General features: G+C 38.6%; 25 protein-coding genes. 17 read left to right on the top strand and 8 right to left on the bottom strand.

Going from position 1 to position 25,136, the window contains the following annotated elements; all coding sequences use genetic code 11:
- Positions 1 to 59: 59 nt before the first annotated feature.
- From QNI15_RS01690 to QNI15_RS01625, 14 genes are all read left to right on the top strand, one after another.
- Entirely contained in the window at positions 60 to 1,400 is a 1,341-nt protein-coding gene (locus tag QNI15_RS01690; RefSeq protein ID WP_313993472.1) for a quinol:cytochrome C oxidoreductase, read from the top strand.
- Positions 1,401 to 1,483: 83 nt separating this feature from the next.
- Positions 1,484 to 2,614, top strand: a complete 1,131-nt coding sequence (locus tag QNI15_RS01685) for a cytochrome c oxidase subunit II (RefSeq protein ID WP_313993470.1) — start codon at positions 1,484 to 1,486, stop codon at positions 2,612 to 2,614.
- Positions 2,615 to 2,727: 113 nt separating this feature from the next.
- Positions 2,728 to 4,605: a cytochrome c oxidase subunit I gene (locus QNI15_RS01680; protein WP_313975138.1), complete on the top strand. Its 1,878-nt coding sequence runs from the start codon at positions 2,728 to 2,730 to the stop codon at positions 4,603 to 4,605.
- A gap of 4 nt (positions 4,606 to 4,609) precedes the next feature.
- The gene (locus QNI15_RS01675) at positions 4,610 to 5,707 is read left to right on the top strand and encodes a COX15/CtaA family protein (RefSeq protein WP_314030219.1); all 1,098 of its coding nucleotides are present in this window, start codon (positions 4,610 to 4,612) and stop codon (positions 5,705 to 5,707) included.
- A gap of 36 nt (positions 5,708 to 5,743) precedes the next feature.
- Positions 5,744 to 6,634 carry a heme o synthase gene (gene cyoE / locus QNI15_RS01670; protein ID WP_314030217.1) on the top strand — a complete coding sequence of 297 codons (891 nt, stop codon included), beginning with the start codon at positions 5,744 to 5,746 and terminating at the stop codon, positions 6,632 to 6,634.
- A 63-nt stretch (positions 6,635 to 6,697) separates the two neighbouring features.
- On the top strand, positions 6,698 to 7,306 hold the full coding sequence (locus QNI15_RS01665) for a cytochrome c oxidase subunit 3 (RefSeq protein ID WP_313975134.1): 609 nt from the start codon (positions 6,698 to 6,700) through the stop codon (positions 7,304 to 7,306).
- A 178-nt stretch (positions 7,307 to 7,484) separates the two neighbouring features.
- Positions 7,485 to 8,261, top strand: coding sequence for a cytochrome c oxidase subunit 3 (locus QNI15_RS01660; RefSeq protein ID WP_313975132.1), 777 nt, complete (start codon positions 7,485 to 7,487; stop codon positions 8,259 to 8,261).
- A 95-nt stretch (positions 8,262 to 8,356) separates the two neighbouring features.
- Entirely contained in the window at positions 8,357 to 8,692 is a 336-nt protein-coding gene (locus tag QNI15_RS01655; protein ID WP_313975130.1) for a cytochrome C oxidase subunit IV family protein, read from the top strand.
- Between the two features lie 126 nt (positions 8,693 to 8,818).
- Entirely contained in the window at positions 8,819 to 9,523 is a 705-nt protein-coding gene (locus QNI15_RS01650) for an SCO family protein (protein WP_314030216.1), read from the top strand.
- Between the two features lie 70 nt (positions 9,524 to 9,593).
- Positions 9,594 to 10,133, top strand: a complete 540-nt coding sequence (locus QNI15_RS01645; protein WP_314030215.1) for a DUF420 domain-containing protein — start codon at positions 9,594 to 9,596, stop codon at positions 10,131 to 10,133.
- Between the two features lie 48 nt (positions 10,134 to 10,181).
- Positions 10,182 to 10,472: a hypothetical protein gene (locus QNI15_RS01640; protein ID WP_313993455.1), complete on the top strand. Its 291-nt coding sequence runs from the start codon at positions 10,182 to 10,184 to the stop codon at positions 10,470 to 10,472.
- Between the two features lie 85 nt (positions 10,473 to 10,557).
- The gene (locus QNI15_RS01635) at positions 10,558 to 11,145 is read left to right on the top strand and encodes a precorrin-2 dehydrogenase/sirohydrochlorin ferrochelatase family protein (protein WP_313975122.1); all 588 of its coding nucleotides are present in this window, start codon (positions 10,558 to 10,560) and stop codon (positions 11,143 to 11,145) included.
- 485 nt (positions 11,146 to 11,630) lie between these two features.
- Positions 11,631 to 13,106: an ATP-binding protein gene (locus tag QNI15_RS01630; RefSeq protein ID WP_314030214.1), complete on the top strand. Its 1,476-nt coding sequence runs from the start codon at positions 11,631 to 11,633 to the stop codon at positions 13,104 to 13,106.
- 39 nt (positions 13,107 to 13,145) lie between these two features.
- The gene (locus tag QNI15_RS01625; protein WP_313975118.1) at positions 13,146 to 13,796 is read left to right on the top strand and encodes a response regulator transcription factor; all 651 of its coding nucleotides are present in this window, start codon (positions 13,146 to 13,148) and stop codon (positions 13,794 to 13,796) included.
- An 87-nt stretch (positions 13,797 to 13,883) separates the two neighbouring features.
- On the opposite strand, the gene QNI15_RS01620 is transcribed toward QNI15_RS01625, so the two are convergent.
- Both QNI15_RS01620 and QNI15_RS01615 read right to left on the bottom strand, forming a co-directional pair.
- Positions 13,884 to 14,321, bottom strand: coding sequence for a CBS domain-containing protein (locus tag QNI15_RS01620; RefSeq protein WP_313993449.1), 438 nt, complete (start codon positions 14,319 to 14,321; stop codon positions 13,884 to 13,886).
- 155 nt (positions 14,322 to 14,476) lie between these two features.
- On the bottom strand, positions 14,477 to 15,001 hold the full coding sequence (locus QNI15_RS01615; RefSeq protein WP_313993446.1) for a C40 family peptidase: 525 nt from the start codon (positions 14,999 to 15,001) through the stop codon (positions 14,477 to 14,479).
- Between the two features lie 294 nt (positions 15,002 to 15,295).
- On the opposite strand from QNI15_RS01615, the gene trxA reads away from it, so the two are divergent.
- Positions 15,296 to 15,631 carry a thioredoxin gene (trxA, locus tag QNI15_RS01610; RefSeq protein WP_313975112.1) on the top strand — a complete coding sequence of 112 codons (336 nt, stop codon included), beginning with the start codon at positions 15,296 to 15,298 and terminating at the stop codon, positions 15,629 to 15,631.
- A 440-nt stretch (positions 15,632 to 16,071) separates the two neighbouring features.
- On the opposite strand, the gene QNI15_RS01605 is transcribed toward trxA, so the two are convergent.
- Positions 16,072 to 16,461, bottom strand: a complete 390-nt coding sequence (locus QNI15_RS01605; protein WP_313993443.1) for a diacylglycerol kinase family protein — start codon at positions 16,459 to 16,461, stop codon at positions 16,072 to 16,074.
- Positions 16,445 to 17,104 (bottom strand): DUF1361 domain-containing protein, encoded by a 660-nt coding sequence (locus QNI15_RS01600; protein WP_314030213.1) that lies wholly within the window; start codon positions 17,102 to 17,104, stop codon positions 16,445 to 16,447. The genes QNI15_RS01605 and QNI15_RS01600 overlap by 17 nt, the downstream gene beginning before the upstream one ends.
- 343 nt (positions 17,105 to 17,447) lie before the next feature.
- Here QNI15_RS01600 and QNI15_RS01595 point away from each other — a divergent pair, with 343 nt between their 5' ends.
- A complete protein-coding gene (locus QNI15_RS01595) occupies positions 17,448 to 18,494 on the top strand; it encodes a glycosyltransferase family 9 protein (protein ID WP_314030212.1) in 1,047 nt (348 codons plus the stop codon).
- 4 nt (positions 18,495 to 18,498) lie between these two features.
- Here the strand turns inward: QNI15_RS01595 and QNI15_RS01590 are convergent, their stop codons facing one another.
- Positions 18,499 to 19,905, bottom strand: coding sequence for a BamA/TamA family outer membrane protein (locus tag QNI15_RS01590; protein ID WP_313993434.1), 1,407 nt, complete (start codon positions 19,903 to 19,905; stop codon positions 18,499 to 18,501).
- Between the two features lie 271 nt (positions 19,906 to 20,176).
- On the opposite strand from QNI15_RS01590, the gene yidD reads away from it, so the two are divergent.
- The gene (yidD, locus tag QNI15_RS01585; RefSeq protein ID WP_313975103.1) at positions 20,177 to 20,386 is read left to right on the top strand and encodes a membrane protein insertion efficiency factor YidD; all 210 of its coding nucleotides are present in this window, start codon (positions 20,177 to 20,179) and stop codon (positions 20,384 to 20,386) included.
- A 62-nt stretch (positions 20,387 to 20,448) separates the two neighbouring features.
- Here the strand turns inward: yidD and QNI15_RS01580 are convergent, their stop codons facing one another.
- The 3 genes from QNI15_RS01580 to carB all read right to left on the bottom strand — a co-directional run bounded on the left by QNI15_RS01580 (position 20,449) and on the right by carB (position 25,098).
- Positions 20,449 to 21,591, bottom strand: coding sequence for a prolipoprotein diacylglyceryl transferase (locus QNI15_RS01580; RefSeq protein ID WP_313975102.1), 1,143 nt, complete (start codon positions 21,589 to 21,591; stop codon positions 20,449 to 20,451).
- Positions 21,592 to 21,859: 268 nt separating this feature from the next.
- Entirely contained in the window at positions 21,860 to 22,126 is a 267-nt protein-coding gene (locus tag QNI15_RS01575) for a DUF4834 family protein (RefSeq protein ID WP_314030211.1), read from the bottom strand.
- A gap of 128 nt (positions 22,127 to 22,254) precedes the next feature.
- Positions 22,255 to 25,098, bottom strand: coding sequence for a carbamoyl-phosphate synthase large subunit (gene carB, locus QNI15_RS01570; protein ID WP_313975098.1), 2,844 nt, complete (start codon positions 25,096 to 25,098; stop codon positions 22,255 to 22,257).
- Positions 25,099 to 25,136: the final 38 nt, after the last annotated feature.

Raw genomic sequence — 25,136 nt, 5'->3', positions numbered from 1 at the left:
TGAAAATAGGATTTTGCCTATTCAGCAATTTAACAATAAACAATACACTATTTATTACAATGGCTGAACATCATTCGGTTTCGTATAATTTAGACGAGCAATATATTTTTGATCCCAGAATCCGCCGGAATGCAATTATTGCAGTGGTGGTAGGATTTGCCCTGGTTATTCTGGGCATTATTCTGGCGGCTACAGGTGGTGGACATGAGGCTGCTCATGGTGAACATGCTGGAGCTGCTGCTGAGCATGCCGGAGCAGCGGCAGAACATGGTGCATCATGGCTTAAGCGTCTTTTTGCAAACCTGTGGATCAACAATGTTTATTTTACAGGAATTGCTTTGTGTGGCATCTTCTTCGTAGCTGTGCAATATGCTGCATGGGCGGGATGGTCAAGTCTTATTCTGCGTATTCCAATGGCGTTTGGTTTCTTCCTGCCAGTTACAGGTGTATTAATGATTATATATTTCCTGGTTGCTGGCGCGGACGTTGCACATATCTTTCATGGGCATGGATTATTTCACTGGACGGTAGAAGGAATTGCGGATGAGCATAGTCCTAACTTTGACGAGGTTCTTGCTTCTAAAACCTGGTATCTGAACTTTGGGTTCTTTATGGCTCGGATGGTGGTTTACTTTGTTGTATGGTTTACTTTATTTACTATTATTCGTAAGCGTTCGTTACAGGAAGACATAGAAGGTGGGTTGGAGATATATGATAGAAACATTGTTTTCTCTGCTATATTTATTATTTTCTTTGCTGTTACTTCTGTAATGGCAGCTTGGGACTGGTCAATGTCTGCCGATCCTCACTGGTTCAGTACGATGTATGGCTGGTATACTTTTGCGAGCTGGTGGGTAGCATGTCTGGCTACAATTACATTAGCTACCATATATCTGAAAGAGCAAGGGTACCTTAAAATGGTTAACTCAAACCATTTGCATGACTTAGGGAAATTCATGTTTGCATTCAGTATCTTCTGGACATATGTTTGGTTTGCTCAGTTTATGTTGATCTATTATGCAAACATTCCTGAAGAAACAAATCACTTTAACGAAATATTTGAAGGTTTTGGTGGAAAATACAAAGGTATGTTCTTTGTAAACCTGCTTGTTAACTTCCTGTTCCCATTCCTTGCATTAATGACCAGAGAATCGAAGCGTAAGATGACATTCCTGAAACTGGTTGCATGGGGTATACTAGCAGGTCACTGGCTGGATTTCTACCTGAATATGACTCCGTTTATGTTGGGTGATGATGGTGGGATCGGATTTATGGAATTGGGTGTAATTGCTATCTACGCAGGTGCTTTCGTATTTGTAGTTGGAACCTTTTTAGCTAAAGCTCCTTTGATTGCTAAAAATCACCCAATGTTGGAAGAAAGCTTACATCACAATCAATAATTTTCGTTTTGTTTCCAAAATAGATTTTATATACAAGAAAATACCGGTTATAATTCTATCAATTATACCAAATTCTGTAAATCATGATAACTGCAATTATTGTCACAGGGCTATTATTAATTGTTGCGATTTTAGTGACAGTCTTCAGAGTACAATCTCTGATTTCTATCACTAAAAAAGCAGATGAAAGAGTAGGTACAAGCAACAAGGTAAATGCTGTTTTGTTTCCTGTCTTTTTAGTCATTGGATTTGGTCTGGCTATCTGGATCTCTTTTTATTCTGACAAATTTCTTTTGCCAGAAGCTTCCTCTACTCATGGAAAGGAAACGGATAATTTATTCTGGATTACTATGGGGGTAATTGGAGCAGTTTTCTTTGCTACACATATCCTTTTATTCTGGTTCCCTTTTCAATATCAATACAAAAAAGAGCGTCGGGCTACATTTTATCCTCACAACAATAATCTGGAGGTAGTATGGACCATTATCCCCGGTATTGTTTTAACAACATTGGTTATTTCCGGATGGTGGGTATGGCGTGATATTATGAAAGATGCACCAGAAGATGCAGTTGTTGTTGAACTTGTAGGAAAACAATTTAACTGGATTGTGCGTTATCCTGGTGATAAACAAGCTGTTTTAGGACAAAGCAAGTCTGAGCTTGGACGTTATGATTATCGTTTGATTGATGCGACAAATGAGATAGGAATCGACTTTACAGACGTGAATTCGTTTGATGATTTTACTTCTACGGAGATACATATTCCAAAAGGAAAGCCTGTTTTGTTAAAAATCCACGCACGTGATGTATTGCATAGTGTATTTATGCCTCACTTCCGTTTAAAGATGGATGCTGTGCCTGGTATGCAGACACGTTTCTGGTTTGTTCCTGAAAAAACGACTGCAGAAATGCGTGCAGAGTTAGATAATCCTAATTTTAATTATGAGTTGGCCTGTACAGAGGTTTGTGGTCGTGGTCACTTTTCTATGCGTACACTGGTTGTCGTTGATGAACCAGCAGAGTATGCCAAGTGGGTTGCGAATCGTAAACCTTTCCTTGCTCAGAACCGTGATTATCTGAAACTGGTTCCTGCTAATCTGAAAGAAAAAGCTTTACAGGTTGTAGGTCCTGAAGAAGGTGCTGAACCTGCTGCTGCTCCTGCTGACTCGGCAGCTGCACCAGCTGTAGCCAGTGTACCTGTAGCTACTAAGTAGTAATTTGTTTGTAGCATAATAGTATGCTACAAATTATCCTGTTACAACATATCTTTTTAGAGATAAACTGCGAATGAATTTTGTTTCTCTATCAGAAATAGCAATTAAATTTTATGGCAACAGCAAATCTTGACATTCACGACGGCGCTCATGCTCACAGCCATGATCATGACCACGAGCACGAACACCACGAGTTAGGTTTTATACGTTCATATGTTTTTAGTGAAGACCACAAAGTCATTGCTAAACAATATTTGATCACAGGTTTGATTTGGGCATTTATTGGTGGCTTTCTATCAATTCTGTTTCGTATTCAGTTAGGTTTTCCTGAAGCAAAGCTCTTTTGGTTAAAACCTCTGCTAGGAGGATGGATCGATGATTCTGGAAAGCTGGATGCCAACTTCTATCTTGCATTGGTGACTATGCATGGTACCATCATGGTATTCTTTGTATTGACAGCTGGTTTAAGTGGTACATTCAGTAACTATCTGATTCCTTTGCAAGTTGGGGCACGTGATATGGCATCTGGATTCATGAATATGTTATCATTCTGGTTCTTTTTCCTATCCAGTGTATTAATGTTTGGTTCTCTTTTCCTAAGCACAGGACCTGCAGGGGGTGGATGGACAGTATATCCGCCTTTGAGTGCTGTCAAAACGGCAAATCCAGGCTCAGAAATGGGTATGACTTTATGGTTGGTTAGTATGGCTTTCTTTATTGTCTCTCAGTTATTGGGTGGGGTTAACTACGTTACAACGGTAATTAACCTGCGTACAAGAGGTATGTCATTTTCTCGTCTGCCATTGACAGTATGGGCGTTCTTCATTACAGCAATTATCGGACTTTTGTCATTTCCTGTTCTTTTCTCTGCTGCATTACTTCTGATCTTTGATCGCGAGTTTCATACAAGTTTCTTCCTTTCTGATTTATATGTAGCTGGTCAGGCATTGGATAACAGAGGGGGTAGCCCAATTTTGTTCCAGCACTTATTCTGGTTCCTGGGACACCCTGAAGTATATATTGTATTGTTACCTGCATTGGGTATTACATCTGAGATTATTGCAACTAACTCTCGGAAGCCTATCTTCGGATATCGTGCGATGATTGTATCAATGTTGGCTATCATGGTCTTATCTTTCATTGTATGGGCTCACCACATGTTCGTAACAGGTATGAATCCATTCCTTGGATCAATATTCATGTTCCTGACACTGATTATTGCGGTACCTTCTGCGGTGAAAGCCTTCAACTATATTACAACCTTGTGGCGTGGTAATATAGTATTTACACCTGCTATGTTGTTCTCAATCGGTCTGGTTTCTTTGTTTATTTCAGGTGGTTTGACAGGTGTTGCATTAGGAAACTCTGCTATTGATATTCAATTACACGATACTTATTTCGTTGTTGCTCACTTCCACCTTGTAATGGGATCTGCGTCATTCTTTGGAATGATGGCTGGTGTGTATCACTGGTTCCCTAAGATGTTTGGAAGAATGATGGATGAGAAATTGGGATATGTACACTTCTGGATGACATTTATTGGGGTCTATATGGTATTCTTCCCAATGCACTACATCGGTATTGCCGGTTTCCCAAGAAGATATTATTCTTTCACAAACTTTGATTTCTCTAAATCCTTTACTGATCTGAACATGTTTATCAGTATTGCGGCTATCGTAACATTCTCATCACAGTTGATTTTCGCTTTTAACTTCTTCTATAGTATCTTCAAAGGAAGAAAAGCTCCTCAGAACCCATGGCATTCTACTACACTAGAATGGACTGCTCCTGTTAATCCGGGACATGGCAACTGGGTAGGTGAAATTCCAACAGTTTATCGCTGGCCATATGATTACAGCAAGCCAGGTGCACAGGAAGATTTTATTCCTCAGACTGTACCATATGCTGCAACTCCTGAGTCGAATCTACCTCACGAAATAGACGACGAAGAATTGTACACCGATACACCAGAAGTAAAATCAGCACATTAATATCATGAGTAAATCTTTAAACAACAGTTATAATGCCTTCCAGAAATGGGGTATTATAGCTGTTGTTTTTGTCTATTTATTGATTGCTATCGGGAGCATTGTCCGAACAACGGGTTCAGGCATGGGTTGCCCGGATTGGCCTAAATGTTTTGGTAGCTGGGTTCCTCCTACAGATGCTTCACAACTTCCAGTTGATTATAAGGATACCTATGTTCAGAAACGTAAGAAAAAAAATGAAAAACTGGCAGGATATCTGGATAAGTTAGGTTTTACAGAAGTAGGAAACAGGATTTTATCAGATCCCTCTATTTATATCGAAGCAGAGTTTAATCCGGTGAAAACCTGGATTGAATATATAAACCGATTGTTTGGTGTATTAGTAGGTCTATTTATTGTTGGAACAACATTCCTGTCATTTTCTTACTGGAAACGAGATAAGGCTATTGCCTTTATATGTCTTCTTAATTTGTTTCTGGTGGGTTTTCAGGGATGGCTCGGATCTATTATTGTTTCAACAAACCTTCTTCCGGGAACGATAACCATTCATATGATTTTGGCAATTGCCATAGCTTTGTTGTTGATTTATGTAGTTATTCGGTCTTTTAATACACCAAGAGAATTGCAATCCATACCAAAAAAGAAAACAATTAATGTATTTCTGATATGGGTTATTTTCTTGTCGCTGGTTCAGACCGTTTTAGGGACACGAGTGAGAGAGGCGATAGATATTGTAATAAGCAAAATGCAACATCTAATACGTAATGAATGGATTGAGCAGTTGGGATGGGAGTTTTATGTTCATCGTTCTTTTTCGCTAATAGTACTTGCCAGTAATATTTATTTGCTTTATCTCCTGAAAAAATATGTTTCTTCAGATACGTTGGTAAAGCGATGGGCAAAAGTATTAGTGGCAATAACGATTATAGAAATAATTACGGGAGCTTCCATGGCATATTTTGGTGTTCCTGCCTTCTTGCAGCCTATACATTTATTTTTGGCTGTAGGAGCAATAGGAATACAATTTATTCTGTTTCTTGCTATTAATCCTCCACAGGGAGTCAGTAAAAAAGGACAGCCTGTTTTAAAAACAGAAATGATTTAAACCAAACTGTAAAAGTTAAGTAGAAGTTATCCAAAAATGATTGTATCTGATTCAAGTATTGATATAAGTTTTGCAGGCAAACTGAAAGCTTTTTTTGAGCTAACCAAGTTTAGACTTTCGTTGACTGTAGTATTTTCATCTAGTTTTGGTTATTTGTTAGGTATTCAGAGACCCATTAACTGGGTACATTTTGCATTGTTTGCAGTAGCAGGATATGCAATTACATCTGCTGCTAATACAGTAAACCAGATAAAAGAAGTAGAACTGGACAAGCTGATGAAAAGAACGGCTGGACGTCCTTTGCCAACAGGTCGATTAAGTATATCAGAAGCATGGGGCTTTGTAATCCTGATGTTGGCTTTGTCTATGTTCATTTTTATTACAGTATTTAATTATAAAACAGCAGGTATTGCATTACTATCATTTGTTTTATACGGATTTGTTTATACTCCATTAAAGAGAGTTGGACCGATTGCTGTATTTGTAGGTGCATTTCCAGGTGCATTTCCTCCTATGATTGGCTGGCTGGCTGCTACCAACCACTTTGGATGGGAGCCAGGCATTTTATTTGCGATTCAATTCTTCTGGCAGTTTCCTCATTTCTGGGCTATTGCCTGGGTAGCAGATGAGGATTATCGTCGGGCTGGATTCAAATTATTGCCAGCACAAGGAGAAAAAGGATTTGATACAGCAGTACAGATTATGATTTATACGTTGTTCCTGCTGCCTTTAAGCTGGGTGCCATTAAAATTAGGTATGACAGGTATTAATTCTGCTATCATCGCAATGATTTGTGGAATCCTTTTCCTTGCTCAAACTTTCCATCTGATGCGTAAGCAAACAGATAAAGCAGCACTGAAAATGATGTTTGGCTCTTTCTTATACTTACCTGTTGTACAGATTGCATTCTTATTGGATAAAATCTAAAAGGAATTTGTTAAGTAAAGAAAAATAAAGCTTACTATATAGTATTACTGAATTTGTAAGGATATGTCACAGAAGATTGAAATTTCAGGCTATAATGCGATCCCTGAGGAACCTCAGGAGACGCTTTCGATGAACCCTAAAAAGTTTGCTTTGTGGTTGTTTATCGTAAGTATAATTATGATTTTTGCTGCGATGAGCAGCGCCTATATTGTGCGTAAGGGAGATGGAAACTGGTTGGAGTTTGAATTACCACAGGTTTTCTGGACTTCATCAGTTATTATTCTATTGAGTAGTATAACCATGCAGTGGGCTCACCATTCTGCCAAAAAAGATAACTTAGGAATGCTGAAAATTTCTATGGTTATTACATTCTTATTGGGGGTGGCCTTTATTATTGCTCAATATATGGGATGGCAGGATCTACAACACAGACAGATCTGGTTAGGAGGAGCAACCAGTAATCCTGCAGGGTCTTTTCTCTATATTATGACAGGTTTACATATCTTTCACCTGGTTACAGGGATTGTGTTTCTGTTATTAGTATTGATCGCTACCTTTCGGGATGAAATTCATGCCAAAGCAATGAACCGGATGGATATGTGTACTACCTACTGGCACTTCCTTGATTTTCTCTGGGTATATTTATTTATCTTCCTTTTAATAAATCATTAAGAGATTTATATAGGATCTAAAAAGATAGAATATATTTTTGCTGGGAAATGAAAAAGGTACATTGATAGAAACTGAAAAGTGTGAAGAATACAGTTTTCATTTCAAAAAAGATATTATTTTTGACGCAGTTTTAGAACACGCTATTTACCAAATACAATTTATATTTTACACTCCTGATATGGCAACAGTTGCAACACAAGAAGTTTCTTCTAAAAAGTTATGGGGCGGAGGCATGGAGCCGATGAAAGCCAGCTATGGCAAGTTGATGATGTGGTTCTTCCTGCTTTCTGACGCATTTACCTTTTCTGCATTATTGATTACCTATGGCTTGAACCGTTTTGGTGCTCATGCTTATGATCCTAAGCAACATGGTGCAGAATTTTCATTCTCTACCGAATACTGGCCCGTTCCTGATCATGTGTTTGATGCTATTCCATTTTTCCATGGATTACATGCACCTCTGGTGTTTGTAGGTATAATGACATTTATTCTGATCATGAGTTCTGTAACTATGGTATTGGCGGTAGAAGCTGGTCACCGTATGGATCAGAAAGATGTTGAAAAATGGATGATGTGGACTATCCTGGGTGGCTTTACTTTTTTGGGATGCCAGGCTTGGGAATGGACTCACTTCATTACAGGTACAGAAGGGCATGGTACATTGATGAAAGTTTTTTCAGACGGTAAATGGATCACAAAAGAAGTGGTTGGTGCTAATCTGGTAGAAAACCAATACGGACCTCCATTGTTCGCTGACTTATTCTTCTTCATTACAGGTTTCCATGGGACACACGTATTCAGTGGTGTTATTCTGAATATACTGGTTTTCTATAATACAACTATGGGTGTATACGATCGTCGTGGCCATTATGAAATGGTAGAAAAAGTAGGTCTGTACTGGCACTTTGTAGACCTTGTATGGGTATTCGTGTTCACTTTCTTCTATCTGGTATAATTTTCAGAATTTATCTACTTTACCACAGATAAGATTTTAACGGTATTGGTGGTAAAGATTTAAGTAATTACTAATATTTTATAGAAACGATATATATGGCAACAGAAGCTTTAGATACACCACACCGCGAGATTCCAAAAGCACAGACACAAGCTATCTGGCGGACATTCTGGATTCTGCTGGGAATCACTGTTTTAGAATTCGCTATCGCATTTATGGTTCCTACACATTGGCATACTTTCAAAGTAGCAGTTTTCGTAGGTTTAACTATTGTCAAGGCATTCTTTATTGTATCAGAGTTTATGCACCTGAAAGGGGAAGTGAAGATGTTGATGTGGTCTATTCTGATACCTTTGCTTTTCGTAGTTTGGTTATTGGTAGCATTGCTGGTAGAAGGAAACTCTATCTTTGAATCACGATTCTTTCAATAAGAACTATAGTTTTTAGATTTTGCGGAAACTCTGTTAAATGAAATAGAGTTTGTAACTTAGCGGCATTGTAAAAGTTTATCTTTTATCGTGTTATCTGTCCGATAAAATCACCCGAATATCTTTAGAATGAAAAATCTTAAACAAGCCGGTATATTGCTGATCCTTTTAGCATTACCGGCTTTATTATTTCTGTTTCTACGTAACTCCGGTAAAAACCACTACTCCATTGGCCGGTATTATCCTGTCATTGACTCAACCAGCGGACAGGTTAAAGTAGGGAAGCAGATTATAAAAGGGAAAGAAATTATAGATACCTTATTTCATACTGTACCTGATTTTGAACTAATCAATCAGGATGGCAAACAAGTAAAAGGGGCGTCTCTAAAAGGAAAAGTTGTTGTGGCTGACTTTTTCTTTACCCGTTGTCCCGGTATGTGTAAAAAGATGTCATCCCAAATGACTCGTGTACAGGAACGCTTTATTAATAATCCAGAAATACAGATTGTATCTTTTTCTGTTGATCCCAGGAATGATACAGTGCCTGCCTTGCGAAACTATGCAGATATGTATGACATCAAAACAGAAAAGTGGCAATTGTTAACTGGAGATAAACCTCAGATTTATCGTTTAGCTAAATATGGTTATTTTGTTACTGCCAAAGAAAATGATCCGGTAGCGCAGAATCTGGAAGACCAGTTTGTACATACCGATAAGTTTGTATTGGTTGATAAAGGAGGCGTGATTCGTGGATATTACAATGGCACGAATCGAAAAGATGTAGACCGCCTGATTACAGAAATAGATATTCTGTTACAGGAGTACGAACAGTAACAATAAATATGACTATGATAAGGTTATTCTGACAAAGATTATTATATATTTAACTACAGGTTTTGAGATAATGAGCACAATCACACATCAACAGCAAAAGTCTTATCAGAAGCTGATCAATATACTTTCGATTGCCATTCCTGTGGCGGTAGCAGTATTGTTGGGTATCCGTCAGCGAATTGATCTGGGGTTATGGACAAAGACATTACCACATATTAATGGAGTCATCAATTCAGTAACTTCGATAGCACTGATTATCGGATTTATTGCTATTAAACAAAAAAACATTGGTCTTCACCGTATTATCATGTTAATTGCCTTTGTGCTTGGGTCTGTATTCCTGGTGAGTTATGTGTTATACCATGTTTCCAATGCTTCTACACCATTTGGAGGAGAAGGCTGGATACGATCTGTGTATTTCTTTTTATTGATAAGTCACATTGTTTTATCAATTGTTGTGGTACGGTTTGTACTATTGGCGGTCTATTATGCGTTAAGTAATCAGATAGAGCGGCACAAAAAGATTGTGAAGTGGGCTTATCCTATCTGGCTATATGTATCAGTAACAGGAGTAATTGTTTATCTGATGATTAGTCCATATTATAGTTAATGTATGTGGACTACCTTTATTTTCCCATTTAGAATTAAAAGAAACAGTATGAAAAAGAGTCTAATAATCTGGATCACAGCCTTGATTTTGTTGATTGGTTTTTCTACAACAGATTTACAGGCGCAATGCGCTATGTGCCGTGCCTCTGTGGAATCAAATCTAAGTAGTGGTGAGTCGACATTAGGGTCTGGGTTAAACAAAGGCATTCTGTTTTTGCTGGCTATGCCTTATCTGGCTATCAGCATCATCGCATACCTATGGTATCGTACCAGCATAAAGGAAAGAAGCAAACGTTTATATGTAGCTACTATTCTCAAAGAGAAGTTGAACATAGGATAGATACTATTTATTCTGGAGAATGAAAATGTCAGGCATCACACCTGACATTTTTTGTTTGTACTTTTATATTCTAATCTGTAAATAAATGAATACTCGTGAAGGTAATTTACTGTTTCCTATCTTTCTGAAACTGGAAGAAATGCAACTGCTGATAGTTGGGGGGGGCGGTGTTGGATTGGAGAAGCTGTCAGCTGTATTAAAAAATAGTCCGGCAACATCCATTACCATGGTGGCTACCTGGTTTGGAGATGAAACCCGGGAGCTGGCATCAGTACATACCAATGTAGCCTTGATTGAAAAAGCATTTGAGCCAGCTGATCTGGATGGGAAAGATCTGGTTATTGGTGCTACAGGTATAAGAGAATTGAGTGAACAGATAACAAAAGAAGCTCATAAACGTAGAATATTGGTAAATATCGCTGATACACCTGATTTATGCGATTTTTATCTGGGATCAATTGTATCTAAAGGTGATTTGAAAATCGCTATATCCACTAATGGAAAATCGCCAACTCTGGCTAAACGTATCAGAGAATATCTGGAAGAAGCATTACCAGATACTACACAACATTTACTCGATAATTTGCAAAATATTAGAATGCAAATGAAGGGCGACTTTCAGTCCAAACTTCAGGCATTAAACGAATTAACAGAGAAAATTTTCAAAAAGTGATTTTCTCACATAGTAGCCAATCCTCAGTATGATTAACGCTGTCTTACTTTTGATACACAAATAAGTAAAATCGAAACTATGCAGAATATATAAAATGCTTAGAATAGGTACTTATGCTTAAATGATTGAGATTGAAATAGTTGTAATGGGAGATATAATAAATTGGTTATCAGAATGTGTTATAGTAGCGCATAGAAGGTTAAAAACAAAAATAACAGCATAGACTATCCGGAATTATTCAAAAAATAACTATACTTAGTCTATGATTAAGTGTAAATACTTGTTTTGTTGTAACTGCCTTTTGTTGGAAAGTACTTATTCAAGATAAATTTTTAATAAAGTAAGTAGGGGCTATTTTTTAGTTATTTTCTGACTGAAATCGGTATTTTTCTCAAAAAGCCGTATTAAATTTAGGTGTTTTCTGTTGAAGTGATATGTTTTTTCGGGAAAAGGGTTTGTTTTAGAAGGTCAAATTCAACTTAAAGGTGAATCATACACTACTAGATAAAAACATTTATCGGAAGTTTACCCGGCTGTATATCATTGCACTGACCATAGTGGCATTCTTATCCATTTTAGGTCAGGTACTGGTACAGATCATGATTCACAACCAATCCAATGATTCCTGGATTATTAATTATGCCGGAAGACAAAGATTCCAGAGCCAGGCTATTGCAAAGATAACATTGATATTGGCCGATAGAGGAAACCAGGTAGATACAGCTTTTTATAGGGCAGAATTACAGAAGTGGATTCGTTCATGGTCTAAATATCATTATGCCCTGAAAAGTGGTAAGTTGACAGACTTACAAGTATCTGTAAAAAATAGTCAGGAGATACAGCGTATGTTTCTGGATATAGAGCCGGATTTTGAAGCTGTTCGTCGTAGTGCCAGAAATATTCAGCATGAATTGCTGTATCCGGGACCTGCATCAAAAGCACGGATTGATAGTGATATAACGTTTCTTCTGACACATGAAAGACTATTCTTGCAGAAGATGGAGATGATTGTAGCGCAATATGGAGAGGAGGCTAAAGCCAAGGTAGATCATCTAAGAAGTATTGAGTTAACCTTACTGATAATAACACTGGTTGTCCTTTTGCTGGAAGCTTTATTTGTTTTTCGACCAGCTGTATATAAGCTGCGTCAGACGATTCTGGCACTAATAGACGCAGAATACCATACAAGAGAGATGAATGAGGAACTAAAGTCCTTGAATCAGTCACTGGAAGAGACTCGGGAGGAACTTGTCGCTGCTACTCAGTTGAAATATACCCGTGAGATAGAAGAACAGCGTATGCGTACTGCTTATGTAATTCAGGGGCAGGAAGAGGAGAGAAAGCGTCTTGCACGAGATCTGCATGATGATCTGGGACAGATGTTAACTGCATTAAAGCTTGGAATAGAAAATCTGGATGGAGGTGCTGAATGGACTCCTAAGGGACGAAAGAGACTGGATGATATTAAGCAATTGATTGCACAGACAATCAGTGAAGTGCGTATGGTGTCATTTAATCTGATGCCCTCTGTGTTGAATGATTTTGGGATTGTATCCGCTTTACGGTTACTGACATCACAGGTAGATGCTTCTTCATCGCAAACGCAAGTGCTTTTTCAGTCAAACATAGTGGAAGAACGATTTTCAAAAGAAATAGAAATAAGTTTGTACAGAATTGCTCAGGAAGCACTCAATAATGCAATGAAATATGCAGAGGCTGATAGCATTAAAGTAGAACTATTATTAAAACGAAAAATGCTTTATCTGAATATTGTAGATGATGGTAAAGGATTTAATTATTCTGAATTCCAGCAAAAAACACCAAAAGACAGAGCCTATCATGGATTGATACATATGAAAGAAAGAGCCAGATTAATTAATGGAGATTTAACGATTTCGTCCACAATAGATGAAGGAACGCAGATACATGTAATCGTGCCTTTACCAACTACTAAGAAATAATGTACAACATAAACTCTCTATTCAACAAACTACCCGATAATGAAAAAAATCAGAGTTGTATTGGCTGACGACCATACTATTGTTAGAAATGGGATTCGTTCCATTCTGGAAGAATTTGAGGAAATTGAAATTGCAGGTGAAGCCTCAAATGGAGCAGAAGCTGTAGAAAAGGTGAAAAGTTTGTCGCCCGATATATTGATGGTGGATATTGCAATGCCTTTGTTAAATGGAATACAGGTTACTCAGGAGATCAGTCAGTTGGGTTTACCTACTCGTTGTCTGGTACTCTCTATGCATAATAATGAGGATTACATTATGAAATCCATTGAAGCCGGGGCAGGAGGGTATCTGTTAAAAGATACAACACGTGAGGAGATGCTACATGCTTTGCTGACAGTGAATCAGGGAGAAAAATACTTTAGTCAGTCGGTTTCTAATATCATTGTGAATGCCTACCTGCATAAAGTAAAACAACCTGACAATGTAAAAGATAAACGGACCAAGCCCTCGAAGAAGGAGAAAGTGGTACTGAAATACATTGTGGATGGACTAAATAGCCGGGAGATTGCAGAAAAACTAAACTTGAGTGTACGTACTGTAGACAATCATCGGGCCAGTATGATGAGACGACTGGGAGTTAAAAATGCGGTAGAACTGGTACGTGTTGCAATGGAACAAAAGCTGATCTAATCTATATAGTAATACATACGTATACTTACAAAGAATGTATATCTCCTGTAAGTTTCCTGACAGGAGATATATGTTATGTGCTTGCACCTATAAGGGTGTCCCCGTAATATAACTCTCCAGAGAGGATATTCTGGCTTTCTGCTCTCTGATAATCGCATCTAAAATATCTGTAATGGAAATCACACCTACTACAGTATCTTCCTGAACAACGGGTAAATGCCTGAAATGTCCCTCTGACATCAGCTTCATACAATACTCAATTTTATCCTGAGGCGTAACGGTAATGACTTTTTTGGTCATTACTTCAAAAATGTACGTTTGCTGAGAAGCGCGTCCCTGCAGGATACCTTTACGTGCATAATCTCTTTCTGAGAATATCCCAACCAGATGATCATCATCAATTACTAATACGGCCCCGATATTTTTATCGTTCATCATGACCAATGCATCATATACATTGGACATTGAACGTACCGACCAAACCGTGTCAATCGACTTGTAATTCAAAAGCTGTTGTACCATCATACACTTTAAGGAGTTTAAAGGTGTGAAAAAATATATTAGAGGAAGTTTTTGAGTCTGTTGTATGGGTAGCGAGGATAAATATACTAATAAAAAGGGAAAAAACAGGATTTAAGCCGAAAAAAATAATTGGATAGGAAAATAAAAAATGACGAGAGCTAATTAGCTACTCGTCTGATTGTCAGGAAGCGGGCTTTGTAATAGGTGTTGGCCATCGTATCTGTACGTACACCTTTGCTGGTAGTGGCATGGACCCATGTCAGTTTCTCTCCTTTTTTGGAAACGATGATGCCTACATGACCCACTGTGGATGTATAAGGATCAGAACCTGTAAAGAAGATAAGATCACCAGGCTGTGCTTCATCCATGTAAACCTGGCTACCAATAGCTCCCTGTTCACTGGAGAAATAGGGAAGATAGATACCAAATTGTTTGTAGACATAAAATGTAAAACCAGAACAATCAAATCCTGAAGGTTCTTTGCCTTCAGCAACATATGGTACTCCAACAAAACTTTTAGCAAGCTTTGTCAATTCGTCAGCATTGTAGTTATAGGGAACAATGTCACTGCTGGTATAATCATACACCTGGTTATAGTGGTACTTATCACTGTTTTGGGCTATTCCTGACATAAGTGTAAAGAATAGAATGAGGGATAGAAAGAGAGAGTGTAGCGTTTTCATAATGAGGTAGTTATATTGATAGAGTAAGATTATTGAAATCATAGACCAATATCAATAGAACAAAAGTTATAGGCAATCAGAACTGGATTGGGTGAGAGAAAGAATGTACCAGTTGTAAGAAAGGGTTGTTAAAATGAAAACGTACAGAGGGTATAGTTTTAGTATATATACTTGTGAAATATGCTTTTGGAACTTTATACACAAAAAAAGTATTATGCTAGAGTAGTGCTTGAAAATACATAGTTTTAAGCAAAGAAATTAACATATTACAAAATCTATCTAATTTTACTTATCATGGGAAAAGCAATCGAAATTAACGATTCTAACTTTGATCAGATCATTGCTGGTGATCAACCTGTAATGATAGACTTCTGGGCTGACTGGTGTGGTCCTTGTAAAATAATAGCACCTGCTGTAGAAGAGCTTGCAGCAGATTTCGAAGGAAAGGCTGTTGTTGGTAAACTGGACGTGCAGAATAACTCTCAGATCCCTCATCGTTTCGGAATTCGTAACATCCCAACTCTATTGATCTTTAAAAATGGTCAGGTAATAGACAAGCAGGTTGGTGTTGCTCCCAAGGCAATCTTAGCTCAGAAACTTAACGCAGCAATGGAAGAAAGCGTAAAATAAGCCGACTTCTATTTGATTCATAACCTGTGAACCCTCAGTTGCTTTGCAATTGAGGGTTTTCTTTTTTATAGGTAGCCTTTAGCGGGCAATGTTGTCAGGTAAATATATCAAAGTTGTAATGATTATGTAAGATTACCAGAACTCTGATAATTACTGAATGTCATCAAATTTCTGATATTTCCTAAAAATGATCAGCATTTGATTTTTTCTCTAATCTGACCCAAACTCCGATCATCTGTAAATATGAACAGAGTTTAGGTCAAACTCCAAAGTTGACTATTTTTCGAATACTTTTTCACAGTGATCGGTATTCTGGTCAAATCTACTTTGATAGGAAATAATTTGTAAAAGATGAAAAACAAAAATCTGATCGAAATTCTGTTCATGAAAGCTGGTCAACCATAATTCTGCTCAGAAGAAAAGAAGCGGCTGATTTAGATTCAAGCTACCAGAATCCAGATTTTATGTCCAAATATAATAAGGCCTGTAATGGCTGCTCCTATTGCAATAAATAAAACAGCTCCTGCTGCAATGTCTTTAATGGCTCCTGCTTTGGGATGAAAATCGGGCGAGATAAAGTCTACAATCTTTTCTATAGCACTATTAAAGGCTTCTGCTGACCAGACAAGTACTATCTGGGTAATGATAATAGTCCACTCAATGTAGTTAAGTTTGAGTAGCATTCCTGCAATAATAGCCGCCAGTGAAGCAAGTAGATGAATACGTGTATTGTTTTCATATTGGATCACAAAGCCAATACCCCGTATCGCAAACCGGAAACTTCGAAATGTTTTTTGCAGACTCTTTATCGCACTACGAAGCAGATTCATGTTTGGCTAGTTGAATGAAACTTAAAAAAACAAAGTAAAACAATACCATCACCAGTGCAAATGCTACCGATAACTTAAGGGCAGCAGGATTAAACGCCTGCCTGAGTATATCGATAAAGAGATGATGTGGTTGTACAAACAAATCCCAGCTATTCCAGCGACTGAAGCGACCCAGATAGATACCAAAACCACTTAATCCAAGGGAACCCAGAATCAGTGCCCAGCCAAACGATGGACCAAATAGCCGATTCACCAGCTTATGTGCCAGTAACATGGAATAAAGACCTGTATACATACCTACAGAGGCAAATGAGAACACCATCAGGCAATCATACCAAAGTGTATAGCTTTTCCGATAGCGTAGATGCATCAGATCGGTTATGATATAAGGCGCATTGGGGAGAAATAAGAGCCAGAAAGCTAAACCTACTGCTATCACTACATACTTGTTCACATATACAGGTTCGTAATTCTGAATAAACAACATAATCAGTAATGGAACCCATGCCAGAAATAAATTCCATGCCATAAAGCTATATTGAAGAGAATTGGAAGAAATTAGTCTCCAGCCTAGCATCAGACAGCAAATGCCTGATAACAATAACAAAAAGTGGATAGGTTTCTGGATGAGTGATAGTTTCATGGTTGTGAGGATTTTAGCTTTGAAACGGTTAAATGAAATAGTTTTGTTGGGATCAACAATAGGGTATTCATTAATTGTCAAAAATAAGAAATGTAAATATGTCAAAAGTACTTTGAAGTGCAAAGTTTATGATTTTTTCTTTAAACAGAAAATATACAAGCTGTTTCTCTATAAAATCAGTGTTGGTAAATTCTTATTTATTGCGTAGAATTACCACCTCCTTTCCTCCTATAGAGATATAAGCTGGTATTTGGTATAACTACCAGCAGTTGACATAGAGTTATAGGGTATAATGTGATTATGGTAGAGGAGTACAGACTATACACTAGCCCACCGATTATCTATGAAAGTATTAATTATTCGTTTTTCTGCTATTGGAGATATTGTCCTGGCATCTCCTGCCATTCGGTGTCTGCGAAAAAGTTTTCCTGATGCAGAAATCCATTTTCTTACCAAGAAGTCTTTTAAAGCCGTTACAGAAGCCAATCCCTATGTAAATCGTTTTCACTATTACGATAAAAGTGTCAAAGAGTTGCTTCCTGAGTTGAAACAAGCCAGCTTTGATTACATAATAGATCTCCAGAATAATGGGCGATCTTTACGAATCAAGAACGCTTTACCTGCCAAAGCCTATACTATCAACAAGCTGAATATCCAGAAATTCCTGTTAACTACGTTCCGGCTCGATTTTATGCCGAAACGACACATTACACAGCGAAGTCTGGATGTGATTCGTAAAATAGGAGCAGAAGATGATGGTCTGGGACTCGATTATTTTGTTCCTGCAGTAGATGAAGTGAATTGGACTATATTGCCGGTAACACATCAGCAAGGCTATGTGGCAATCGTTATTGGTGCATCGTATCCTACTAAAAAGATGCCTGTACATAAACTAAAAGAGTTGTGTACCAAACTTCCTTTTCCTGTTGTCCTGCTGGGTGGGAAAGAAGAGATTGAGGAAGGCGAACAGATTGCATCTGTAGATCCTGCGAAAGTTTTTAATGGATGTGGAAAGTTTAATCTGAATCAGTCGGCAGATCTTGTACGCAAGTCTACACTGGTTATTTCGCATGATACGGGTCTGCAATATGTAGCGAGTGCATTTCAAAAACCAACATTTGCTATCTGGGGAAGTACTTCTCCTAAACTGGATGTAGAGCCTTATTATGGAAGTTCCTTTCAGAATACAGGCCATTTGCCTATATATGAGAATATACAGGTGCCAGGGCTTAAATGTCAGCCTTGCAGTAAATATGGTAACAGAAAATGCCCTTTGGGACATTTTAACTGCATGGAAAAACAGGATATAGATCTAATTGTAGCTAAAGTGCAGGCAAAGCTATCTGACTTACAAGTTTTCTTACCTAAACATAGAACAGAAGTTAGCTAAAACACTAAATATCCCGCACAAAGTTAAAGAAGATACCTTTGTCCCCCAGTCGGTTTATAGCATAGTTAAAGCGCATCACTACATTGTAAAATGTAACGATATCAATTCCTGCACCTGTGCTGTAAATCAGTTTGTTGGCCAGAAGGCTATTGCCAGGATTATTAGTTGGATCTACAACATATCCAAAATCTCCAAATGTAGTCAGATAAAGACTAATGGGAATGGTTGAAAACTGTTGTATCCGGAATCCTGGTATACTAACCTCAGTTGATAACAATTCACGCTTGAATGTGAATTTAGCAAATCCAAAGTGTTGGCCATCCACAATATATCGCTCATATCCCCGCAGGTATTCAAATCCAAAACCCAGTGCCCGGTATTGAGCATACGGTTGTAGGGAAGGGTAGGAGGTCATACCCTGGATATTCATGTTCCAGAAGAATTTTCTTCCAATAGGACGATAAAGAGCAAAGTTTACCCGTAAAGATGTTTTATCAAAATTATCAGCAGGTAGCAAGCCTGCACGCGTAAGTTCAACTTCGAAGTAGTGGCCACGCAGAGGATAGGCTACCAGATCCCGTCGGTCATTGACAAATTCGTAGCTTAACTGAAAGTAATGCTGACGCGTTTGTCCATGCAGAAAATAATCAGGATTAAGCTTGGCTATGGAATCAGAAATAGTATTGTAGTGAAAACGTCCTTCTATACTGTGTTGATTATAAAACTGAGGACGTCGTGAGAATCGGACGGAGGTGAAAAAGCGTTCTCGCATAACTTCATTGGTATTGAGAAACTCCAGCTTATTTCCTTCCGTCTGATAAGCCATATTCTTGTTTGTAGAGTAGCTTACCAGGAATCCGAGCCCATTCTTACGTGCTTTATCCAGATTGCGGATTGTATAAGCCAGATCAAAACGTTTGGTAAACCCAAACTGAGCTACCGCCCGAAGCTCTTCTCCATTGCCAAATACATTTTTGTGTGCTATTCTGAGTCCATAGTTCAGGCGTCGCAGATCCCGGCCCCGTTCACTCCACCACTCATTAAAGTTGCGATCTCCCAGTTCCAGAATCACCATAGGAAATATATACCATCGCTCGGCTACCTGAATAACCAGATCAATGTTTCCAAATTCATTGGGTTGCAGTAATAACTCAACACTATTGAATAAATTGGTATTGAATATCTTATTTTTATTTCGCTTAAGAACAAGATCAATCTGCGAACCTGGCAGTGTATCTCCTGGAGCGATATCCAGTTCCCGCATGATAACTGCCGCATTGGTTTTTTTATTTCCTTCTATATGGATAGTATGTATAACCAGAAATGGTTCATCAGGAATAGAAGTAGCGGGCAGGGCCTGCGTACTGCAGGACGAGAGACTTAACCATAAGCTAAACAAATATACCAGCATTGACTACCCTGTAGTTAAAACTTTTCTTTGTGTATGAAAATCAAATCAGCCTGACAGATTTCTGGGCACATAATTTACGCAAAAAAAGGCAAGGCAGATGGTTGATTATGCAATTATTTTAATTGTATGTCTTGAAAACAACAAGATCTATTTTTAACCGTAATTTTTTTCTAATGGACTGACATCTTAAATTTCTGAATTGCAGAACTTATTGAAAAAATAGTCAGTTATGGAGAGGAGTATACATTGTGAAAGTTCGCTCAGATAACGTATGAAATATATTTTTATTGTATTGATTCGGTTTTACCAGTATGGAATCAGTCCATATTTTCCCAGCAGTTGCCGGTTTACTCCTTCCTGTTCCCACTATGGTATTGAAGCTGTTCGAAAGCATGGTGCTATTAAAGGCGGATGGCTTACTTTACGGCGTATTTCCCGCTGCCATCCATGGGGTGGACATGGCTACGATCCAGTACCATAAATAGATATAACACTAAAAGTAAAGAGGTCGCTTATATATATTATGAGCGACCTCTTTATTATTTAAGCCTTTTTAGAAACAATATCTGTATTCAGTTTTGAGCTATTACGTAAGGCAATGATAATGATGATAATTCCTGCCAGAATTGCTGGAATACTTAGCCATTGTCCCATATACAAAGGCATTTCCCGTTCAAAGTCCACCTGAGGCTCTTTTAGTGTTTCATAAAAGAATCGTAGTCCAAAACACACAATCAGAAATAGTCCAAGTAGTAGTCCCTGAGGAGTTTGGGCCTTGTAACGATTCCATATCAGGAATAGGAGTATACACAATAGCAGACAGGAGAATGACTCATACAACTGAGCTGGATGGCGGGGGATACCATATACATTGACAGCCACTACTGTTTCGCCATCTTCATTGGAAACGGTATGTGTAAAGGGTCGGGATAATTCCAAACTGAAGTGTTCTCTCACCTCCGGACTTTGCCCTAAGGCAGGAGGGATGTCTCGTTGGGCAAAGCTGTTCATATCTGAGTTGGCAGCTTCTTTTTCCAGATAGGTTTTTACTTTCAAAGGAACATATATCTGCCCGTTTACTGTCGTATCTTTTCTGGATTCATCTTTTTGCGTTCTTACTTTTGTTACATCTTCTGGAAATGGCGTCATAATAGCACTGCGGGCAGGGCCTGCAAACACAAATCCCCAGGATGCATCTGTCGGCTTACCTATGATTTCGGAGTTCATTAGGTTACCCAGACGAATCAGACAACCACATAGTGCCACAATGATCACTATACGGTCTGCTACCCATAGATACGTTTGTCCGGAATTCTTTTTCTTACGGACATATAACCAGAATGTAAATAAGATGGCAATTGCGGCTCCATGACTGGCTAAGCCTCCATGCCAGATTTTGAAAATTTCCAGAATATGGTCAAAGTCCTTAAAGTATTCCTGAGGCTCATAAAATAACACATGTCCGAGACGTGCGCCTATTACAGTGGCAAGAACCATATAAACAGTTAGTGTTTCAACATCCTGGGCGGGCTTGCCTTCTTTTTTGAAAATGTGAAAAAGGATTTGCTGACCAATCAGAAAACCTAGTGCAAAGAATAAACCATACCAGCGTGGTTCCAATAACAGGCCAAAAACTTTAGCACGAAAAATTTCGGGTGAAACATCCCAGACAATAAATGAAAGCATAGTAAAATGTGCTGAAAACAGGATAAAAAAAGGATAGACTAAAGAATGCTTCAGAGATATCTTCAGTATCTATCAGATTATAGACAAATTTAGAATAACGCAAAGATAGTTTTTTTTATGAAGCAGGAAAGGGGCTTTGTATTACCGAAACATGAACAAAAAGACTGAGCCAATGTATATATAGGGGTAGTAAAACAAAAGGGTAAAGAAGAATTACAATGGTGAGGCCATTTGTACCTTCTTTACCCTTTCATATGTAAGAAACAAGTTATTTTACTTCTTCATAATCAATATCAATATAATCACCACCTTGTGAACTTCGTTTATTTCTCTGGCTAGTCTGGCCTCTTTCATAATCCACGCTGATATCTCCCTCATTGCGACGGGATTGCTTGCGCTGATTTTGTTCCTGGTGGCGCATCTGTTTTTCAACAGCGCGCATACCCAGCATCCAGAATAGACTACGAAACAGAAATCCTCCAATGCGTGAAAGCAAGAAGATAATAGCGAATGATATAAGCAGATATTTAAACAAAGCTGTCTGAGGTTTTCTTATATTGACGAATAAAACCAGAAATTATTGTTTCCCAAACGTGAATTTACAGGAAGGTAAGGACTTTCTGATCAAAGCCTTACCTTCTGTTTATCATTGATTCAGCCCTATTAACGGCTCAGATACAGATTTCGTTCCGAGTACACTTTCTGAAAGAAGTCATCATCCAGGTCATCAATGAAGTAGATTGCTTCTCCTGTTGACTTCATCTCAGGCCCAAGTTCCTTATTTACATTCGGGAACTTGTTGAATGAGAATACAGGCAACTTGATGGCATAACCCTGTCTGCGTGGATTGAATTCAAAATCTTTTACTTTTTTCTCTCCAAGCATCACCTTAGTGGCATAGTTTACATACGGTTCATCATATGCTTTGCAGATGAATGGAACTGTACGGGATGCCCTTGGGTTAGCTTCGATTATATATACTTTCTCATCTTTGATCGCAAACTGAATATTTATCAGACCCACCGTATTGAGAGCCAGTGCAATCTGTTTAGTATATTTTTCGATTTGTAGAATCTCCAGTGCTCCCAGGTTAAATGGAGGCAATACTGCATTGGAATCACCTGAGTGAATACCCGCCGGTTCAATATGCTCCATAATACCAATGATATATACATCTTCTCCATCACAAATCGCATCGGCTTCGGCTTCGATGGCATTTTCCAGGAAGTGATCCAGCAGAACTTTGTTATCCGGCATATCCTTAAAGATATCTACCACGTGGTTAGCCAGTTCTGTTTCATTGATTACAATCTTCATACCTTGTCCACCCAGTACATAGCTTGGACGCACCAGCAATGGGAAACCTAATTCACGGGATAGTTCCAGTGCTTCATCTGCATTCTGCACTGTTCCAAACTTAGGATAAGGAATATTGTTATCTTTCAGCAAAGTAGAGAAACTACCACGATCTTCAGCCAGGTCCAGTGACTCAAAGCTGGTTCCAATGATTTTGATACCATAACGGTTCAGCTTTTCTGCCAGTTTCAGAGCTGTCTGCCCACCTAACTGTACAATTACCCCTTCTGGTTTTTCATGTTGAATGATATCATAGATGTGTTCCCAGAATACAGGTTCAAAATACAGTTTATCTGCAATATCAAAATCTGTAGAAACCGTCTCCGGGTTACAGTTGATCATGATGGTTTCATATCCACACTCTTTAGCTGCCAGAATGCCATGTACACAGGAATAGTCAAACTCGATACCTTGTCCGATACGGTTTGGTCCTGAACCCAGTACAATGATTTTCTTCTTCTCTGATACAATGGATTCATTGTCCGGACCTTCAATTGTATTTCCTTCTGGGGCCAGTGCAAACGTTGAGTAATAATAAGGTGTCTTCGCTTCAAACTCAGCTGCACAGGTGTCTACACATTTATAGACACGTTTGATGCCCATATCATTCCGTTTTGTGTACACTTCACTTTCGTAACAATCCAGTAAGTGTGCAATCTGACGGTCTGCATATCCTTTGTTTTTGGCTTCAAACATCAGAGAAGCTGGAATGGTCTCCAGATCATATTTCTGGATTTCTTTTTCCAGTATCAGCAACTCTTCAATCTGATTTAGGAACCAGGGATCTATTTTGGTTAACTTTTGTATCGTCTTGAATGGGATACCCAGTTTGAAGGCATCATAGATATGGAACAAACGGTTCCAACTTGGATGCTCCAGACTATATAACAATTGCTCCTGATTAGTCAGTTCTTTTCCATCTGCACCTAAACCATTACGTTTGATTTCCAGCGACTGACATGCTTTCTGTAGTGCCTCCTGGAAGTTACGTCCTATACCCATCGCTTCACCTACTGATTTCATCTGTAAGCCCAGACTACGATCTGCACCTTTGAATTTGTCAAAGTTCCAGCGAGGTACTTTCACGATCACATAGTCAATAGCAGGTTCAAAGTAGGCAGAAGTTGTTTTGGTGATGGCGTTTTGTAACTCATCCAGGTTGTAGCCAATAGCCAGCTTTGCTGCAATCTTGGCAATCGGATATCCGGTTGCTTTAGATGCCAGTGCTGAAGAACGGGATACACGTGGGTTAATTTCAATGGCAATGATATCGTCGTTGACAGGGTTTACAGAGAACTGTACGTTACATCCTCCAGCAAATTTGCCAATACCATCCATCATCTTAATAGCGAGATCCCGCATTTTCTGATACAATGTATCAGGTAGGGTCATAGCTGGAGCTACTGTAATGGAATCTCCGGTATGTACCCCCATCGGGTCAAAGTTTTCGATAGAACAGATGATAATAAAGTTTCCATTGTTATCACGTAACAATTCCAACTCATATTCCTTCCAACCCATGATACTTTGTTCTACCAGTACCTCATGGATAGGAGAGGCATGCAGACCTGCATTCAGAGCCGCATCAAATTTGGAAGCATCGTTTACGAATCCACCCCCTGTACCTCCTAATGTATAGGATGGGCGAATAACCAATGGGAATCCTATTTCCTGAGCAATCTCTTTTCCTTCCAGATAGGAACGTGCAGTACGACCTTTACACACGTTAACATCCAGTTCCATCATCTTCAGACGGAATTTCTCTCTGTCTTCTGTAGTTTCGATGGCTTTGATGTCAACCCCAATGATTTTTACATCATATTTTTTCCAGATACCAGCTTTATCACAGTCAATTGCCAGGTTCAGAGCGGTTTGTCCACCCATAGTTGGCAATACGGCATCAATTTTGTGTTTTTCCAGAATTTCACGAATATACTTCTTCTCCAGCGGACGCAGGTATACATGATCTGCCGTCACCTTATCGGTCATAATTGTCGCCGGATTGGAGTTGATCAGCACCACTTCGATGCCTTCCTCGCGAAGCGAACGAGCCGCCTGCGAACCAGAATAATCAAATTCACATGCTTGTCCAATAATGATGGGACCAGAACCAATAATAAGAACGGATTTGATGGAATTGTCTTTGGGCATTTTGAACAGGTTGGAGGATAATTAAAAATCCCGCAAAG

It is taken from the genome of Xanthocytophaga flava, assembly GCF_030068545.1.
GTDB lineage: Bacteria > Bacteroidota > Bacteroidia > Cytophagales > 172606-1 > Xanthocytophaga > Xanthocytophaga flava.
The sequence above is the reverse complement of the archived record's forward strand: the minus strand, read 5'-3'. Positions and strand labels throughout refer to the sequence as shown.

Bases quoted from the DNA above. Each gene is read 5' to 3' on its own strand.
- carB (WP_313975098.1), bottom strand. From the start codon at position 25,098: ATGCCCAAAGACAATTCCATCAAATCCGTTCTTATTATTGGTTCTGGT.
- QNI15_RS01690 (WP_313993472.1), top strand. From the start codon at position 60: ATGGCTGAACATCATTCGGTTTCGTATAATTTAGACGAGCAATATATT.
- QNI15_RS01655 (WP_313975130.1), top strand. From the start codon at position 8,357: ATGGCAACAGAAGCTTTAGATACACCACACCGCGAGATTCCAAAAGCA.
- QNI15_RS01590 (WP_313993434.1), bottom strand. From the start codon at position 19,905: ATGCTGGTATATTTGTTTAGCTTATGGTTAAGTCTCTCGTCCTGCAGT.
- QNI15_RS01665 (WP_313975134.1), top strand. From the start codon at position 6,698: ATGTCACAGAAGATTGAAATTTCAGGCTATAATGCGATCCCTGAGGAA.
- QNI15_RS01660 (WP_313975132.1), top strand. From the start codon at position 7,485: ATGGCAACAGTTGCAACACAAGAAGTTTCTTCTAAAAAGTTATGGGGC.
- QNI15_RS01615 (WP_313993446.1), bottom strand. From the start codon at position 15,001: ATGAAAACGCTACACTCTCTCTTTCTATCCCTCATTCTATTCTTTACA.
- QNI15_RS01680 (WP_313975138.1), top strand. From the start codon at position 2,728: ATGGCAACAGCAAATCTTGACATTCACGACGGCGCTCATGCTCACAGC.
- QNI15_RS01640 (WP_313993455.1), top strand. From the start codon at position 10,182: ATGAAAAAGAGTCTAATAATCTGGATCACAGCCTTGATTTTGTTGATT.
- QNI15_RS01620 (WP_313993449.1), bottom strand. From the start codon at position 14,321: ATGATGGTACAACAGCTTTTGAATTACAAGTCGATTGACACGGTTTGG.
- QNI15_RS01600 (WP_314030213.1), bottom strand. From the start codon at position 17,104: ATGAAACTATCACTCATCCAGAAACCTATCCACTTTTTGTTATTGTTA.
- QNI15_RS01685 (WP_313993470.1), top strand. From the start codon at position 1,484: ATGATAACTGCAATTATTGTCACAGGGCTATTATTAATTGTTGCGATT.
- QNI15_RS01605 (WP_313993443.1), bottom strand. From the start codon at position 16,461: ATGAATCTGCTTCGTAGTGCGATAAAGAGTCTGCAAAAAACATTTCGA.
- yidD (WP_313975103.1), top strand. From the start codon at position 20,177: ATGAAATATATTTTTATTGTATTGATTCGGTTTTACCAGTATGGAATC.
- QNI15_RS01650 (WP_314030216.1), top strand. From the start codon at position 8,819: ATGAAAAATCTTAAACAAGCCGGTATATTGCTGATCCTTTTAGCATTA.
- QNI15_RS01645 (WP_314030215.1), top strand. From the start codon at position 9,594: ATGAGCACAATCACACATCAACAGCAAAAGTCTTATCAGAAGCTGATC.
- trxA (WP_313975112.1), top strand. From the start codon at position 15,296: ATGGGAAAAGCAATCGAAATTAACGATTCTAACTTTGATCAGATCATT.
- QNI15_RS01595 (WP_314030212.1), top strand. From the start codon at position 17,448: ATGAAAGTATTAATTATTCGTTTTTCTGCTATTGGAGATATTGTCCTG.
- QNI15_RS01675 (WP_314030219.1), top strand. From the start codon at position 4,610: ATGAGTAAATCTTTAAACAACAGTTATAATGCCTTCCAGAAATGGGGT.
- QNI15_RS01635 (WP_313975122.1), top strand. From the start codon at position 10,558: ATGAATACTCGTGAAGGTAATTTACTGTTTCCTATCTTTCTGAAACTG.
- cyoE (WP_314030217.1), top strand. From the start codon at position 5,744: ATGATTGTATCTGATTCAAGTATTGATATAAGTTTTGCAGGCAAACTG.
- QNI15_RS01625 (WP_313975118.1), top strand. From the start codon at position 13,146: ATGAAAAAAATCAGAGTTGTATTGGCTGACGACCATACTATTGTTAGA.
- QNI15_RS01580 (WP_313975102.1), bottom strand. From the start codon at position 21,591: ATGCTTTCATTTATTGTCTGGGATGTTTCACCCGAAATTTTTCGTGCT.